The organism is Pseudoxanthobacter sp. M-2 (assembly GCF_046156265.1).
In the GTDB taxonomy this organism is placed as follows: domain Bacteria; phylum Pseudomonadota; class Alphaproteobacteria; order Rhizobiales; family Segnochrobactraceae; genus CAMDHY01.
Genome location: NZ_JAWDIR010000011.1, coordinates 614415 through 629390 on the forward strand (window position 1 = coordinate 614415; position 14976 = coordinate 629390).

12 protein-coding genes and 1 tRNA gene are annotated in these 14976 nt (G+C 71.8%); 10 read left to right on the top strand and 3 right to left on the bottom strand.

What is annotated here, in order from left to right; translation table 11 throughout:
* The first annotated feature begins 9 nt into the window (after positions 1–9).
* Positions 10–1512, top strand: a complete 1503-nt coding sequence (locus RUR49_RS07890; RefSeq protein WP_409145820.1) for a diguanylate cyclase domain-containing protein — start codon at positions 10–12, stop codon at positions 1510–1512.
* A gap of 81 nt (positions 1513–1593) precedes the next feature.
* Here RUR49_RS07890 and RUR49_RS07895 read toward each other — a convergent pair.
* Positions 1594–1668, bottom strand: a tRNA-Val gene (locus tag RUR49_RS07895).
* 105 nt (positions 1669–1773) lie between these two features.
* Here RUR49_RS07895 and RUR49_RS07900 point away from each other — a divergent pair.
* From RUR49_RS07900 to RUR49_RS07940, 9 genes are all read left to right on the top strand, one after another.
* Positions 1774–2205 carry a DUF3574 domain-containing protein gene (locus tag RUR49_RS07900; RefSeq protein ID WP_409145821.1) on the top strand — a complete coding sequence of 144 codons (432 nt, stop codon included), beginning with the start codon at positions 1774–1776 and terminating at the stop codon, positions 2203–2205.
* A gap of 429 nt (positions 2206–2634) precedes the next feature.
* On the top strand, positions 2635–3684 hold the full coding sequence (locus tag RUR49_RS07905) for a Fe(3+) ABC transporter substrate-binding protein (protein ID WP_409145822.1): 1050 nt from the start codon (positions 2635–2637) through the stop codon (positions 3682–3684).
* 141 nt (positions 3685–3825) lie between these two features.
* Positions 3826–5115 (top strand): imelysin family protein, encoded by a 1290-nt coding sequence (locus RUR49_RS07910; protein WP_409145823.1) that lies wholly within the window; start codon positions 3826–3828, stop codon positions 5113–5115.
* 137 nt (positions 5116–5252) lie between these two features.
* A complete protein-coding gene (locus tag RUR49_RS07915) occupies positions 5253–6722 on the top strand; it encodes a multicopper oxidase family protein (RefSeq protein ID WP_409145824.1) in 1470 nt (489 codons plus the stop codon).
* A complete protein-coding gene (locus tag RUR49_RS07920) occupies positions 6719–7936 on the top strand; it encodes a di-heme oxidoredictase family protein (protein ID WP_409145825.1) in 1218 nt (405 codons plus the stop codon). Before RUR49_RS07915 ends, RUR49_RS07920 begins: the two co-directional genes overlap by 4 nt.
* A complete protein-coding gene (locus RUR49_RS07925) occupies positions 7933–9018 on the top strand; it encodes an imelysin family protein (RefSeq protein ID WP_409145826.1) in 1086 nt (361 codons plus the stop codon). The genes RUR49_RS07920 and RUR49_RS07925 overlap by 4 nt, the downstream gene beginning before the upstream one ends.
* Positions 8999–10111 carry a DUF1513 domain-containing protein gene (locus RUR49_RS07930; protein WP_409145827.1) on the top strand — a complete coding sequence of 371 codons (1113 nt, stop codon included), beginning with the start codon at positions 8999–9001 and terminating at the stop codon, positions 10109–10111. The genes RUR49_RS07925 and RUR49_RS07930 overlap by 20 nt, the downstream gene beginning before the upstream one ends.
* Positions 10112–10461: 350 nt before the next feature.
* On the top strand, positions 10462–11460 hold the full coding sequence (locus RUR49_RS07935; RefSeq protein ID WP_409145828.1) for a threonine/serine dehydratase: 999 nt from the start codon (positions 10462–10464) through the stop codon (positions 11458–11460).
* The gene (locus RUR49_RS07940) at positions 11457–12665 is read left to right on the top strand and encodes an MFS transporter (protein ID WP_409145829.1); all 1209 of its coding nucleotides are present in this window, start codon (positions 11457–11459) and stop codon (positions 12663–12665) included. Before RUR49_RS07935 ends, RUR49_RS07940 begins: the two co-directional genes overlap by 4 nt.
* Before the next feature lie 212 nt (positions 12666–12877).
* On the opposite strand, the gene dgcA is transcribed toward RUR49_RS07940, so the two are convergent.
* The gene (dgcA, locus tag RUR49_RS07945) at positions 12878–13861 is read right to left on the bottom strand and encodes an N-acetyl-D-Glu racemase DgcA (protein WP_409145830.1); all 984 of its coding nucleotides are present in this window, start codon (positions 13859–13861) and stop codon (positions 12878–12880) included.
* Between the two features lie 16 nt (positions 13862–13877).
* The gene (gene dgcN / locus RUR49_RS07950; RefSeq protein WP_409145831.1) at positions 13878–14888 is read right to left on the bottom strand and encodes an N-acetyltransferase DgcN; all 1011 of its coding nucleotides are present in this window, start codon (positions 14886–14888) and stop codon (positions 13878–13880) included.
* Between the last annotated feature and the right edge of the window lie 88 nt (positions 14889–14976).

A 14976-nucleotide genomic window follows, 5' to 3' on the forward strand; every position in this document is an offset into this window, starting at 1 on the left:
CCCGGCGGCGTGCGGGGGCGGCTGCGGGCCCAACTCATCGGCGGAACCTTCATCATCGCCGCCGTTGCGCTTCTGTGCGTCGCCGTCTTCGCCCTGATCGGCTGGAACATCCTGCTCGCGCGCGATGCCGCCGAACGGGCGGCCACGCGGACGGTCGAGAACCTCGCGAGCCTCGCCAGTCATGACTCCGAGGCGCACATCGCGTCCGCCGACGCCTTCCTGCGCGGTGTGCTCGCGGTGCTGCCCCTCGACGGGCCGCCGCGACTGACCGCCGCCCACTATGCCGTCCTCTCCGCCCTGGCTCGCGAGGACGGCGGGCTCGGCGCCGTCGTCATTCTCGATGGCGGCGGCCGCCCTCTCCATCTGGTTGGGGCGCACGGCGAGACCGTCGTCCAGCCAGCGGTGGATTTCGCCACGTCGGTCTGGTTCCTCGACGCGGTGCGAGAGCCGGGCCGGCTCGTCGTCGGGCCGCCGGGGATCGGCCTGTTCTCGAACCGGCAGGTGCTGCCAGTGGCGCGCGCCGTCGCCGACCGGGACGGTGTGCGCTCCGTCGTCATGGCGGAAATCCTCGTCGAGTCCTTCGAGCAGTCGCTCGCCGACCTCGATCTCGGCTCGGATGGCGTCGTCTGGCTGCTGTGGGGCGGGGAGACGGTCGTCTTTCGCCTGCCATCCATCGACGGCAACGGGAACACCGGTCGGACCACGCGCGGCTCTCCGGATGCACTTCCCTATCTCGGCGCGCCGCGGGCTCCCTATCAGGGCGCGATCGCGATCGACGGCGTCACACGTCTCTATGCCTTCCGCAGCCTCCCCGACGTGCCGATGATCCTCGCCGTCGGAGTCGGCCACGGTTACGGCGTGCTCGGCTTCGGCTGGCGGCGGCAGGCCGTGGTGAGCCTCGCGATCACCGCCGTCGTCTGCTCCGTCATGTTCGGCATTGCCGTGCTGCTGCGCCGGGAAATCGCCCGCCGCAACGCGACAGAGCAGAACCTCTGGCTGCTGTCGGAAACCGATCCCCTGACCAACCTTGCCAATCGCCGCCGGTTCGAGCGCGTCATCATCACCGAGATGCGGCGGGCGTCGCGCAATCGCCGGCCGGTATCCGTGCTCGTCGTCGATATCGACCGCTTCAAGACGGTCAACGACCGCCATGGTCACGCCTATGGCGACATGGTCCTGCAGGTCGTGGCCAAGCGGTTGCTCGCCGCTGCCCGCCGGCCGGGGGACCTCGTCGCGCGCGTCGGAGGCGACGAATTCGCTCTGCTGTTGCCGGAGACCGACGCAAAAGGCGCGAGGGCCGTGGCGGAGGCCGCCCGCACGGACGTCGAGGCCACCGTCTTCCCGGAACTCGGCGGCACGACCATCACCGTCGGAATCGCCACCTTCGACTGCCTCGGTTCGATCTCGCCCTCCGACCTGATCGCCGCGGCCGATCGCGCCCTCTATGCCGCCAAGGAGGCCGGTCGCAACCGGACCATCCACTGGACGGATCTGGTCGAGGGCAGCATCTAGACCGTCCCCGAACGGCGGGGAACGCGACAGCGAGGGAAGCTGACGGAGAGAAGCGCCCGACCTGAAGCCGCGGCGGAAGAATGGTGGGCGGTACTGGGATTGAACCAGTGACCCCTGCCGTGTGAAAGCAGTGCTCTACCGCTGAGCTAACCGCCCGGTGCGCGATGCGCGGGTGGCGCGGATATAAGGGGCGAGGCTCGGGGAAGTCAAGCAAACGCGGGGTGGGCCGTGGCCCCTCGCGGAATGGGGAGAGCGACCGTGATGAAAGCCCGTCCGATGCATCGTTTCGCCGCCGCCTGCCTGTTCTCGCTGGCGGTGTGCGCCGCCGGCGCGACGCTGCCGGCGCGGGCACAGGACGGGATGGGCGAGATCGCTGCGGTGCAGACGACGCTCTATTTCGGCCTGAAGAGCGCCGACGGCCGCGGCGTCAGCGAGCAGGAATGGGCGCGGTTCCTCGCCGAGGTGGTGACTCCGCGCTTTCCCCAGGGGCTGACGGTCGTGACCGCCTATGGCCAGGGCAGCAATCCCGGTGCCGACGCCGTGCTCGCCGAACTGACCAAGGTGTTGATCGTCGTCCATCCCGATGACGAGGCCAACGCTGCCAAGATCTCCGAGATCAAGCAGAAGTATTCGGAGGATTTCGGCCAGACCGGCGTCTTCCACACCGAAGCCGACGTCCGCATCGTTCCCTGACGGGGCGGGGAGGGACGTGGACCCGCGCCAGCGGAAGCTGGCCGCGGTATGTGGGGCGGCGTGCCGCCCGTGTCTTCCCCGCAGCATCAGCGACGGTCGCCCGTGCTGGCGCTGCCGTCACACGAATTAGAATAACTAAAATATCACTTCCCTGTTTTGAATCATTTTAATTCAAGATTGGAGCGGGAGCTGGAGTTCGGAATTCTTCCTTGTTCAACTCGCATGTGAAACCATTCCGATCTCTCTCTGTGACGAAATCGTCGATTGACAGCGCGGGCCCACTTCGTTTCTTTTCCGATACAGTCAATCGACGCGGGTCGTGTCGGTGCTCCCGCTTCTTGCGCTTCAGGTCATGGCTCGCGCCGCGAACCGCCGGAGGGTGAGAGCGGGATGCGGCCACGACGTCGGAACAACGGGAAAGGTCCAGCCATGCGGAAGACGTTCGATCACGCCCTCCTCGCCAGTGCCGCCGCGGCGTTCGCGCTCTCCCTCGGCGCGCTGCCGGCCGCCGCCGACGGCGAGGTCAACATCTACAGCTACCGCCAGCCGGACCTGATCAAGCCGCTGCTCGACAAGTTCACCGAGGAGACCGGCATCAAGACGAACGTCGTCTCGGCGAGCTCGGGTCTCGAGGAGCGCATCGCCGCCGAGGGCGCCAACTCGCCCGCCGACGTCATCCTCTCGGTCGACATCGGCCGCCTCGACGGTGCCAAGCAGCTCGGCATCACCCAGCCGGTCGAGAGCGCGGTGATCACCGAGAACGTGCCGGCGCAGTACCGCGACCCCGACGGCCACTGGATCGGCCTGACGATGCGCGCCCGCGTCGTCTACGCCTCCAAGGACCGCGTCGCCCAGGACACCATCACCTACGAGGAGCTCGCCGACCCGAAGTGGAAGGGCAAGATCTGCACCCGCTCCGGTCAGCACGTCTACAACATCGGCCTGTTCGCCTCGCTGATCGCCAACGACGGCGCCGACAAGGCCGAGGAGACGATCAAGGGCATCAAGGAGAATCTCGCCGTGAAGCCGGCCGGCGGCGACCGCGACCAGGCGAAGGCGATCCTCGCCGGCGAGTGCGACCTCGCCCTCGGCAACACCTACTATGTCGGCCTGATGGCGACGAACGAGAAGGAGCCGGAGCAGAAGGAGTGGGCGCAGGCGATCAAGGTCCTGTTCCCGAACGCCGAGGGCCGCGGCACCCACGTCAACATCTCCGGCGCCTCGCTCGCCAAGAACGCGCCGAACCGCGACAACGCGGTGAAGCTGATCGAATTCCTCTCCTCCGACGAGGCGCAGGAGATCTACGCCAACATCAACTTCGAGTACCCGGTGAAGCCGGGCCTCGAGGTGAACGAGATCGTCGCCTCCTGGGGTGAGCTGAAGCCCGATCCGCTGCCGCTCGCCACCATCGCCGCCGACCGCAAGGAAGCGAGCGAGATCGTCGACAAGGTCGGCTACGACGACGGCCCGTCCTCCTGATCACGTCTTCCTGATCATGGACTGACCGTCGCGGCCACCTGAGCCGCGACGGTTGCACAACGGGAGCGGTGCGGCCCGGACGTGCCGCCCGCGAATGCTCCGCCTCGGCAGTCGCCGTGTGCGGCACGATGGAGCTCACCCATGCGCCGACTTCCCCTCCTTGCGGCGACGGCTGCCGCCGTTGCCCTGACCGTCGCGGCGGTCGCCTCCGCCTCGGCCGCCGACGCCCCGGCGCCGGAAGCCGTCGTGACCCACTACGCCGACGTCGCGCAGGCGATGTACGAGGACAGCCTCACCACCGCCAAGACTTTGCAGATGGCGATCGGTGACCTCCTCGACGCACCGTCCGACGCGACGCTCGCCGCCGCCCGCACCGCCTGGATCGCCGCCCGCGTGCCCTACCAGCAGAGCGAGGGCCTGCGTTTCGGCAACGCGCTCGTCGACGAGTGGGAGGGCAAGGTCAACGCCTGGCCCCTCGACGAGGGCCTGATCGACTATGTCGACGGCGCGACCTATGGCGAGGTTTCCGAGGAGAATCCGCTCTACGCGCTGAACGTCATCGGCTCGACCAAGCTGCGTGTCGGCCCGGACGAGATCGACGCCACGACGATCAGCGCCGATCTCATCACCGGCCTGCAGGAGGCCCAGGAGGTCGAGGCGAATGTCTCGATGGGCTACCACGCCATCGAGTTCCTGCTGTGGGGCCAGGACCTCAACGGTACGGGTCCGGGTGCCGGCAACCGGCCCGCCACCGACTATGACGTCGCCAACTGCACCGGCGGCAACTGTGAGCGCCGCCGCGCCTATCTCGTCGTCGCCACCCAGCTGCTCGTCGACGACCTCGAGGACATGGCGCAGCAGTGGGGGCCGGATGGCGCGGCCCGCAAGGACGTGATCGCCAAGGGTCCCGAGGGCGGTCTCGCCACCATCCTCACCGGCATCGGCTCGCTCTCCTATGGCGAGCTCGCCGGCGAGCGCATCAAGCTCGGCCTGATCCTGCACGACCCGGAGGAGGAGCACGACTGCTTCTCCGACAACACCCACAACTCGCACTACTATGACCAGGTCGGCATGGTGGCGCTCTACACCGGCACCTACACCCGCGTCGACGGAACGACGCTCGAGGGTCCGGGCCTCGCCGCCTATGCCGCGGCGAAGGCGCCGGAGGCGGCCACCCGCGTCGAGCAGGCGATGGCCGATACCACCGCCAGGATGACGGTGATGAAGGAGACCGCCGACAGCGGCAAGATGGCTTACGACCAGATGATCGGGCCCGACAATGCCGAGGGCAACCAGATCATCGAGGACATCGTCACCGCCCTGGTCGCCCAGACCCGCGCCGTCGAGGGGCTGGTCTCCGCGCTCGGCCTGACGATCTCGGTCGAGGGCTCCGACAGCCTCGACAACCCGGCGGCCGTCGGCGCCAACTGAGGAAGGTCACCGGCGGCCGGTTCGTCCGGCCGCCGCCCCCAGGTCGAGAAGATGCTGCGTTCGCCTCCCAAGGCCCTTCGGCCCGCCCGCTTCCCCGCTTCGGCGGAGACGGGCGGGCCGCTGCGTTTCGGCCCGCCATGATGCTTCGCCCCACTCGTCGCTCCGTCGTCCTCGGCGGCCTTGCCGGCCTCACCGCCACCATCCTCGGCTGGCGTTCGACCCGCGCCGCCGGGCCGCCGCCGCTCGCCCGCGTCGGTGTTATGCCGCAGGGCAGGGAGGTGCCACTCTCCCTCGTCGCGGCCGAGCGCTCCGTCACCCTGCCGGCCTTCGGCGGGCGGGCGATGCCGCTGATGACCTTCTTCGAGGGCGATGCCTTCCCGCAGGTCGTCCGCATCCGCCGCGGCGACACCCTCGTCACCACGCTCGACAACCGGCTCCCGGCGTGGGCGGAGGAGATGAGCGTCCACTGGCACGGGCTGCGCATCCCGAACGCCGAGGACGGGGTGCCCTATCTCACCCAGAAGCCGGTGCCGCCGGGTGGCACTTACGGCTACCGCTTCGCGCCGCCGGACGCCGGCACCTTCTGGTTCCACACCCACTGCAACACCGCCGAGACGCTCGGCCGGGGCCTCCTCGGCGTCCTGATCGCCGAGGGTGACGAGACCGTCCCCTACGACGCCGACGTGCTCGTCTGCCTGAAGGACTGGCGGATCGGCGAGGACGGCGCCTTCCTGCCCTTCCTCACTGACGAGGGGGCCGCGCGCGCCGGCAGCTTCGGCACTGTCCGCTCGGCGAACGGCGAGGCGGCGCTCCGCATCGACCTGCCCGCGGGTGGCGACTGCCGCCTGCGCGTCCTCAATGTCGACCCCACCCGCATTCCCGAGATCGGCGTCGAGGGGGCGGAAGCGGCCGTCGTCGCCATCGACGGCGTCGCCGTGCCGCCGTTCCCGCTGCGGTCCTGGCGCCTCGGCCCGGCGATGCGCCTCGACCTCGTCGTCCGCGCGCCCGCCGCCGGCCGCGAGGCCCGCCTGGTCGACTACCACGCCCCGCAGCCGGTGACGCTCGCGACGCTTTCCGGCACCGGCGACACCCGCCGCACGGGCACCTTCCAGCCGGCGCCGCTGCTGATGGCCGACCTCGCCGAGCCGGACCTCGCGAATGCGCTGCCGCTCACGCTCACCTTCAGCGCCACCGCCACCGGCGCGAGCGTCGCCGAAATCGCCGGCGACGCCGAGGCGCCGCCGCTCGGCCCGCTCTGCGTGACCGACCGCTCATTCTGGGCGATCAACCGAGAGCCGTGGCCCGATGGCGGTCACGCCCGCCTGCCGCCGCCGCTCGCCGTGCTGGAGCGCGGCCGTACCTACCGGCTAACGCTCCACAACGTCACCCCGCACCCGCACCCGATCCACATCCACGGCCACTTCTTCCGCGTGCTGTCGTCGAGCCGGCGCGAGATCGTGCCGCACTGGGCCGACACCGTGCTGCTCACCCCGAAGGAGCGGCTCGAGGTGGCGCTGGTGGCCGACAATCCCGGCGACTGGATGCTCCACTGCCACATCATCGAGCACCAGGAGACCGGCATGATGGGCTTCGTGAGGGTGATGTGAGAAGCCTCGCGCTCACCACAACCCTGATCGTCGCCGTCGCCGGGGGGGCCGCGGCCGCCGGCGGCCTCGACGCCATCGTCGGCAAGGCGGTGTTCGAGCGCGTCTGGGTCGCCGCCGGCGCCTCCACCGGCTCGGCCGACGGCCTCGGCCCGCTCCACAACGCCCGCTCCTGCGCCGGCTGCCATCAGGGCGGCGGCGCGGCGCGCATCTCGGCGAACGACCGCGGCGACCTCGCCGGCGCCGGTCTGGTGGTGCGGCTGGCGGATGCCACCGGCCAAGGCGACCCCGTCTATGGCGACCAGATCCAGACCCGCGGCCTGCCCGGCCAGGCGGCGGAGGCGGAGGTGGTGTTCGCGCTGCAGACCGCGCTCGACGGTGAGCCGGGGCCGCGGGTGACGCCGCGCCTCGAGGCGCTCGCCTTCGGGCCGGTCACGGCCGCCGCCGGCGTCCGCCGAGCGCCGTCCCTCGTCGGCCTCGCCGCCTTCGACACCGTCGACGCGGCGGCGATCCTGGCGCTCGCCGATCCGCACGACACCGACGGTGACGGCATCTCCGGCCGCGTCCACTTTGTCGGCGACGGGGCAGGGGGGCGCGCGATCGGCCGCTATGGCTGGCGCGCGACCGGCGCCACCCTCGACCGCCAGGTCGCCGCCGCCTTCACCGTCGACCTCGGCCTCTCGACCGAAACCTTCCCCGATCCCGCCGGCGACTGCACGCCTGTCCAGACCGCGTGCCGCGACGCCCGCCACGGCGGCGGCGACCGTGGCGGGCCGCACGAGGTGGCGGCGCCGATGACGGCCGCGATCGGCGCCTTCCTCGCCGACCTCCGGCCCCGGGCTCCGGCCGATGACGCACCCGGCGCCGCCGTCTTCGCCGCCACCGGGTGTGCCGCCTGCCACGTGCCGGTCCTGCCCGCCGTCGGCGGCGGCACCGTGCCGGCCTTCACCGACCTCTTGCTCCACGACCTCGGTGACGGCCTCGCCGACCCCGCCGTCGCTGGCGACGCGGCACCGTCGGAGTGGCGCACGGCGCCGCTGGTGGGGCTCGTCGGCCGCCATCCGGCGAGCCGGCGCTATCTCCACGACGGCCGGGCCTCTACACTCGACGAAGCCGTGCTGTGGCACGGCGGCGAGGCGACGGCGGCGCGCGCGTCCTATCGGGCGCTTTCCGTCGCTGATCGAGAAGCGCTCCTCAACTATCTGGAAAGCCTATGAAAGTACGTTTCGTACTGGCGGCGAGCTTGGCTCTGGCGGTATCCGGTGGCGCCGCTGTCGCCTCTGGTCCGGACCCGGTGACGGCCCGCCAGCAGGCGGTCGTAACCAGCGCCGTCGAGGGCTATTTCCGCCCCGCCTACCACGCCTTCCGCCACCGCGCCGAGGTGCTTGCCCACGCCGTCGACCACTTCTGTGCCAAGCCAGGCCGCATCGAACACCGTGCCGTCCGCGACGCCTTCGGCGGCGCGGTGAAGGCCTGGGCTCGCCTCGACTTCCTGCGCTTCGGTCCCGCCGCCACCGATGCCCGGCTGGAGCGCATTGCCTTCTGGCCGGACCCGCGCGGCGTCGTCGAGCGGCAGCTGCGGCAGCTGCTCGCAGGCCCGGCGCTGGACGAGCTCGACGCCGCCCGCATCGCAGGCCAGAGCGCCGCCGTTCAGGGCCTGCCGGCGATCGAGCGGCTCGTGGTGGTGCTGCCGGCCGAGACCGACCCCGCCGGGCTCGCCCGCAACTGCATCGTCGCAAAGGCGGCGGCCGGCAACGTTGCGGCGATCGGCGTTGCGCTCGACGAGGCCTGGGCCAGCGGCGACGTTCCGATCCTCAATCCCGGCCCTGAAAACCCGGCATACCGGTCCTGGGAGGAGGCGGCGAACGAGGTCCTGAAGGCCTCGCTCACCGGCCTCGAGCAGATCCGCGACCTGGCGCTGCGCCCCGCCATGGGAGACGCGCCCGACAAGGCCAAGCCCAACCGCTTCCCCTATGCCCGCAGCGGCGCGACCGTCGCCTACCTGACCGCCGCCATCCAGGCGCAGCGCGACCTGATCGATGCGAGCGGCATCGCCGCCGACCTGCCGGAGCAGGACGCCTGGGCGCAGAGCTCGGTCGATTTCGAGCTGAGCCAGGCGGAGCGCACGGTCGCCGCGCTCGCCGGCAGCGATGTCGCTGCCATCGCGACCGAGCCGGCGCTGCGGGGCAAGCTCGACTATGTGACGATCGCGCTCGCCAGCGTCCGCACCACCATGGCGACGACGATCGCCGCCGACCTCGGCCTCAGCGTCGGCTTCAATGCGCTCGACGGCGACTGAGGCCGTCGGCCTCCACCGCCGCGCGCTGCTGTCGGCCGGTGGCGGGCTCATACTGTCGCTCGCCGTGGCACCGCTGGCGCGCGCCGGGCAGGGGGCACAATACGCCTCCGCCTGCCGCTTTCCCGACGGCCGCTTCGGCGTCGCGCTGCTGGACGAGACCGGCGCGATCCTCCGCACCGCGGACATCCCCGCCCGCGGCCATTGCGCCGCCGTCGACCCGAACGGCCGGCGGCTCGCGCTGTTCGCTCGCCGCCCCGGCACCTTCGCGATCGTCCTCGACCGCGCCGGTGCCCCCGACCGCGTCATCGAGGCCGCCGAGGGCCGCCACTTCGAGGGTCACGGCCAATTCTCCCGCGACGGCCGGCTGCTCTATGCCGCCGAGAACGCCTACGAGGAGGGCGTCGGCGTCATCGGCGTCTACGACGTCGACAAGGGCTTCGCGCGCATCGGCGAGCTTCCCTGCCACGGCGTCGGCACCCACGAGATCCTGTTCGCCCCCGACGGCCGCACGCTGATCGTCGCCAACGGCGGTATCCTCACGCACCCGGACTATCCGCGCGCGCCCCTCAACCTCGCCGACATGCAGCCCTCGCTCGCCCGCGTCGACATCGAGACCGGCGACCTCCTGGAGAGCGTCGCGCCACCCGCCGACCTCAAGAGCCTCAGCCCCCGCCACCTCGCCGTCGACGGCCGCGGCCGTGCCTGGCTCGGCTGCCAGTGGGAGGGCGCCGACGAGGCCGCCGCGCCGCTCCTGGCCGTGCACGCCCCCGGCGAAGACCTGCGCCTGGTGGCGCTGCCCGACGAGGCGCGGGAGGCGCTCCGCCACTATGTCGGCTCCCTCGCCATCGCCGACGACGGCCGCCGACTGGCCGTCTCCGGCCCGCGCGGCGGCATCGTGCTCGTCGTCGACACCGAGACCGAGGCGGTGGTTGACCGCCGCCCCCTCCACGACGGCTGCGGCGCCGCCCCCGCCACCGGCGGCGGCTTCGTGCTGACCAGCGGCGACGGTGACGTCGTCGTCCGCCGCGCGGGGGCAGACGCGGGCGTCGGCCACGCCGAGGTGGCCTGGGACAACCACCTCAGAAGGCTTTGAACACGATCCGCCAAGATCATGCAGAGGTTTGGTTTATTGCTGCGGTCGCCGCATTTCCCTTCTCCCGCCTCAGGCGGGAGAAGGTGCCCGAAGGGCGGATGAGGGCGGCGCGCGGAGTGCGCCGAAGCCACGAGCACAGTGCTCGCCGCCGTCCGCGCCGCTCGCGCGACGCGGCCCTCACCCGCCCTTCGGGCACCCTCTCCCAGCGGGGCTGGGAGAGGGGACACGCATCGAGGGGTGGTGCTGGCCTCACAGCGAGCGTTGGTGTTCGCAGCGCCGACCGCGATTGACGCCGCGCCGGCGCTCGGGCAAGCGAACGGCACGCCGTCCTCCGTTCCCGCGAGCCTCCCATGTCCGCCACTGACGCCACCGGCTTCTCCGTCGCCGACATCGCTGCCGCGGCAGGTCGCATTGCCGGGCAGGCGGCGGTGACGCCGCTGCTGTCGTCGGATGTGCTGGACGCGCGCATAGGTGGCCGCGTCCTCCTCAAGCCGGAGGCGCTGCAGCGGACCGGGTCGTTCAAATTCCGCGGTGCTTTCAACCGCTTGTCGACGATCCCTGAATCAGAGCGCAAGGGCGGCGTCGTCGCCTGCTCGTCGGGCAACCACGCCCAGGGCGTGGCGGCGGCGGCGGCCATCCTCGGCATGCCGGCGGTCATCGTCATGCCGCAGGACGCGCCGGCGATGAAGATTGCCCGCACCCGCGCGCTCGGCGCCGAGGTGGTGCTCTACGACCGCCTGACGGAGGACCGCGAGGCGATCGCCCGCACCATCGCCGGCGAGCGCACCGCCACCTTCGTCCACCCCTACGACGATTTCGGCGTCATGGCCGGGCAGGGCACCGTCGGGCTCGAGATCGCCGGCGAGTGCCGACGGCTCGGCATTGTGCCGGACCTGGCGATGGCGCCGGCCTCCGGCGGTGGCCTCGTCGCCGGCATCTCGACGGCGCTCACCGACGCGTTTCCGGATGTGGCCGTCTACGCCGTCGAGCCCGAGGGCTTCGACGACCACGTGCGGTCGCTGGCAGGCGGCGAGCGGCTGAAGAACGAGCGCCTTGGCGGCTCGCTCTGCGACGCGCTGATGTCGAACATGCCCGGCGAGAAGACCTTTCCGGTCAACCGCCGGACGCTCGCCGGCGCCGTCGCCGTGAGTGACGCCGAGGCGCTTGCCGCCGTCGCCTTCGCCTTCCGCGAATTGAAGCTCGTGCTGGAGCCGGGCGGAGCGGTGGCGCTCGCGGCGCTGCTCTCGGGCCGCATCGACGGTCGCGGCAAGACGTCGGTGGTGGTGCTGTCGGGCGGCAACGTCGACGAGGCGGTGCTGGCGCGGGCGCTGGCGGAGAACCCTGCTTGACCGCAGCCCCGAGGACGGAGCGCCCCACGGACCGTCCAACGACCGTCACGGCCGCGGCGGGCCTTCCTGCCCCCTGGACGATCTCGCTCTATTTTGCCGCGATCTTCCTCTCCGTCGGCGTCCACCTGCCGTACTTCCCGATCTATCTCGCCGCCGTCGGGCTGACGCCGGACGAGATCGGCATCGTGCTCGCCGTGCCGATGGCGGCGCGCGTCGTCACGCTCGCCGCGATGGGCGCGCTCGCCGACCGCATCGGCTCGCTGCCCCGCGCCATCCTCGCCTATGCCATTGCGTCGCTGGCGATCTTCGGCCTCGTCGCGGTGTCGTCCGGCGTCGTCGCGCTGCTGGTCGTCAGCCTCGCCTTCACGGCCGTCTGGACGACGCAACTGCCGATCGCCGACGCCGCCGCGATGGCGGTCGCACGGGCCGGTCGGGCCCACTACGGCCGCATGCGGCTCTGCGGCTCCGCCGCCTTCATCGCCGCCTCGCTCGCCGCCGGCGCCGTGCTCGGCGTGCTGCCGGCGACTGCCGTCTGGCCGATGATGATGGCGACGCTGGCGCTCACGGTGGTCGCCGCCGCGCTGATGGCGGCGAGTGCCCGCAGCGACGGTGCTGCGAGGCCGGCCGAGCGGCCGCGCTTCGCCGATGCCGTGCTGGCGATCCGCCCGGCGCTGCCGCTGGTTGCCGCCTGCGCCCTCGTCCAGGGCAGCCACGCGATGGTCTACGGCTTCGGCTCGCTCGCCTTCGAGGCGCGCGGCTTCTCGGGGGCCGAGATCGGCATGCTGTGGGGCATCGGCGTCATCGGCGAGGTGATCCTGTTCGCCCTGCCGCACCGCTGGACGTCGCGCCCTTCCGCGTCGCTGCTCGCCGTCGTGGCGGCACTGGCGGCGATCGTCCGCTGGGTGACGATCGCGGCCGAGCCTGGGTTCGCCGTGCTGATCGCCGCCCAGGCGCTGCACGCCTTCTCCTTCGCGGCCACCCACCTCGCTCTGGTGCGCCGCGTCTCGGAGACCGCCTCGCCGGGGCGGACGGGGGCGGTGCAGTCGCTGGCGGCGAGCGTCATCGCCCTGGTGATGGCGAGCGCCACGGCGCTGTCGGGGCCGCTCTATACTGCGCTGGGATCGGCTGCGTTCCTGACGATGACGGTGCCAGCCGGGGCAGGGCTGCTGATCGCCGCGTGGGTGATGGTGCGGGAGGGGCGGTAGGGGGCTCTCTTCGCCTTACCCTCCCCCTGTGGGAGGGTCGGACCGCGGAGCGGTCCGGGGAGGGCCGCCGGCGGCGTCAGCCGTCGGCGGGCGACGTTGCAGAACTCTCAGGCGCCGTACCGCCGCGCTTCGCGCGGCGGCCCCCTCCGGCGGGCTTCGCCCGCCACCTCCCCCACGAGGGGGGAGGGGTCACGAAACCGAGCGCGGCGCTTTCAGCCCCACAGCTGCGGCCTTGGCGGCATCAGCGTCGAGCCGTCGAAGACCAGGCCCGGTTCGCAGTCGCGGGCGAGAAGCAGCGGGCCGTCGAGGTCGACGAAGTCGGCGCCCTGGGCCACCAGCACCGCCGGCGCCATCGCAAGCGACGAGCCGAGCATGCAGCCGACCATCACCTTCAGCCCGTGCGCACGCGCCGCCGTGGCGATGGCGAGGGCCTCGGTGACGCCGCCGGCCTTGTCGAGCTTGATGTTGACCGCGTCGTAGAGCGCCGCGAGGCGGGGGATGTCGGCGGCGGTGTGCAGGCTCTCGTCGGCGCAGATGGGCACCGCGTGCGGCACGTCGGCGAGCATGGAATCAGCGCCCGCCGGCAGTGGCTGCTCGACCAGCGCAACGCCGGCCCGCGCGCAGGCGGCCATGTTCTCGGCGAACAGCGCGTCGGTCCATCCCTCGTTGGCGTCGACGATCAGCGTCGCGTTCGGGGCACCGGCGCGGACGGCGGCGAGCCGCTCCGGATCGCCGGCACCGCCGAGCTTGATCTTCAGGAGCGGCCGAGCGGAGGCGGCGGCCGCTGCGGCTCCCATCGCCTCGGGCGTGCCGAGGCTCAGCGTGTAGGCGGTCACGACCGGCTGCAGGGGCGGCAGGCCGAGGAGGGCGGCGGCACTGGTGCCGGCCCGCTTCGCCGCGAGGTCGACGAGGGCGCAGTCGAGCGCATTGCGCGCAGCGCCCGCCTTCATCGCCGTCTGCAGGCCGGCCGCATCGAGCCCGCTTGCGACGGCATCCGCCATCGCCCTGACGTCCGCCTCGACGCCCTCGACGCTCTCGCCATAGCGCGCATAGGGCACGCACTCGCCGCGGCCGACGTGCGGCCCGTCGGCGATCTCGGCGATCACCACCACGGCTTCCGTCTTGGAGCCGCGGGCGATCGTGAAGGTGCCGGCGATCGGCCAGCGCTCGACGCGGGTGGTGAGGCGCGGGGCCATCGGGGGCTCCTTGGCGTCAGCGCCCGAAGTCGGCGGCGATCTTGTCGACGATCGGGCCGACGCCGGTGCGGATCGGGTCGACGGCGGGCAGGCCGTGCGCCGCCGCCGTCTCGGCCAGCACCGTATGGGCGGCCGCGTCGTCGAGGTGCTCGGTGTTGACCGCGATGCCGACGCAGCGGATGTCCGGGTTGGTCAGCCGCCCGCAGGTGACGGTGAGGTCTATGACCTGCTGGATGGTCGGCAGCGGTGTCTTGACGCCCCGCATGTTGGTGCGCGTCGGCTCGTGGCAGACCACGAAGGCGTCCGGCTGGGCGCCGTGCAGGAGCCCGAGCGACACGCCGGCGAAGGACGGGTGGAACAGCGAGCCCTGGCCCTCGACGAGGTCCCAGTGCTTCGGGTCGGCATCCGGCGTCAGCCACTCGACGGCGCCGGAGATGAAGTCCGCCACCACCGCATCGATCGCCACGCCGCGCCCGGAGATCAGCACGCCGGTCTGACCCGTCGCCTTGAAATCGGCGTCGAAGCCCTTGTCCCGCATGCCGGTTTCCAGCGCCAGCGCGGTGTACTTTTTGCCCACCGAGCAGTCCGTGCCGACCGTCAGCAGGCGGCGGCCGGTGCGCTTGTTGCCCTTGCCGGTCGCAAACTTCACCGGCGAGTGGCGGACGTCGAACAGCGACAGGCCCTTCTCCGCCGCGCGCTCGCGGATTGCCGGCACGTCGGAGAGGCGGCTGTGCAGGCCGGTGGCCACGTTTAGCCCGGCATCGAGCGCGGCGAGGATCGAATCGACCCAGTGCTCCGGCAGCACGCCGCCGGCATTGACCGCGCCGACGACCATCGTCTTCGCACCCTTGGCGGCGGCCTCGGCGGCCTCCATGTCGGTGAGCTTGGCGTCGGCCTTGCATCCCGGCAGCCGCCACTGACCGACGCACCAGTCGCGACGCCAGTCGACGACGCCGAGGCCGGTCTTGGCAGCGAGCGCGTCCGGCACGTCGCCGAGAAAGATTAGATAGGGACGTGGAATGTCCATCAGGGAGCGCCCCGTTGTTCGTCGATACGGCCGCAGGGAGGGGGTGGCGGAAGGTGCTTCAACGTGGGCGAGCCTCCCACGGGCGCCG

Excerpts from the sequence above, each read along its gene's own strand:
- RUR49_RS07930 (WP_409145827.1), top strand. The coding sequence starts at position 8,999 with ATGCGCTCGACGGCGACTGAGGCCGTCGGCCTCCACCGCCGCGCGCTG.
- RUR49_RS07905 (WP_409145822.1), top strand. The coding sequence starts at position 2,635 with ATGCGGAAGACGTTCGATCACGCCCTCCTCGCCAGTGCCGCCGCGGCG.
- RUR49_RS07915 (WP_409145824.1), top strand. The coding sequence starts at position 5,253 with ATGATGCTTCGCCCCACTCGTCGCTCCGTCGTCCTCGGCGGCCTTGCC.
- RUR49_RS07900 (WP_409145821.1), top strand. The coding sequence starts at position 1,774 with ATGAAAGCCCGTCCGATGCATCGTTTCGCCGCCGCCTGCCTGTTCTCG.
- dgcA (WP_409145830.1), bottom strand. The coding sequence starts at position 13,861 with ATGGCCCCGCGCCTCACCACCCGCGTCGAGCGCTGGCCGATCGCCGGC.
- RUR49_RS07935 (WP_409145828.1), top strand. The coding sequence starts at position 10,462 with ATGTCCGCCACTGACGCCACCGGCTTCTCCGTCGCCGACATCGCTGCC.
- RUR49_RS07910 (WP_409145823.1), top strand. The coding sequence starts at position 3,826 with ATGCGCCGACTTCCCCTCCTTGCGGCGACGGCTGCCGCCGTTGCCCTG.
- RUR49_RS07925 (WP_409145826.1), top strand. The coding sequence starts at position 7,933 with ATGAAAGTACGTTTCGTACTGGCGGCGAGCTTGGCTCTGGCGGTATCC.
- dgcN (WP_409145831.1), bottom strand. The coding sequence starts at position 14,888 with ATGGACATTCCACGTCCCTATCTAATCTTTCTCGGCGACGTGCCGGAC.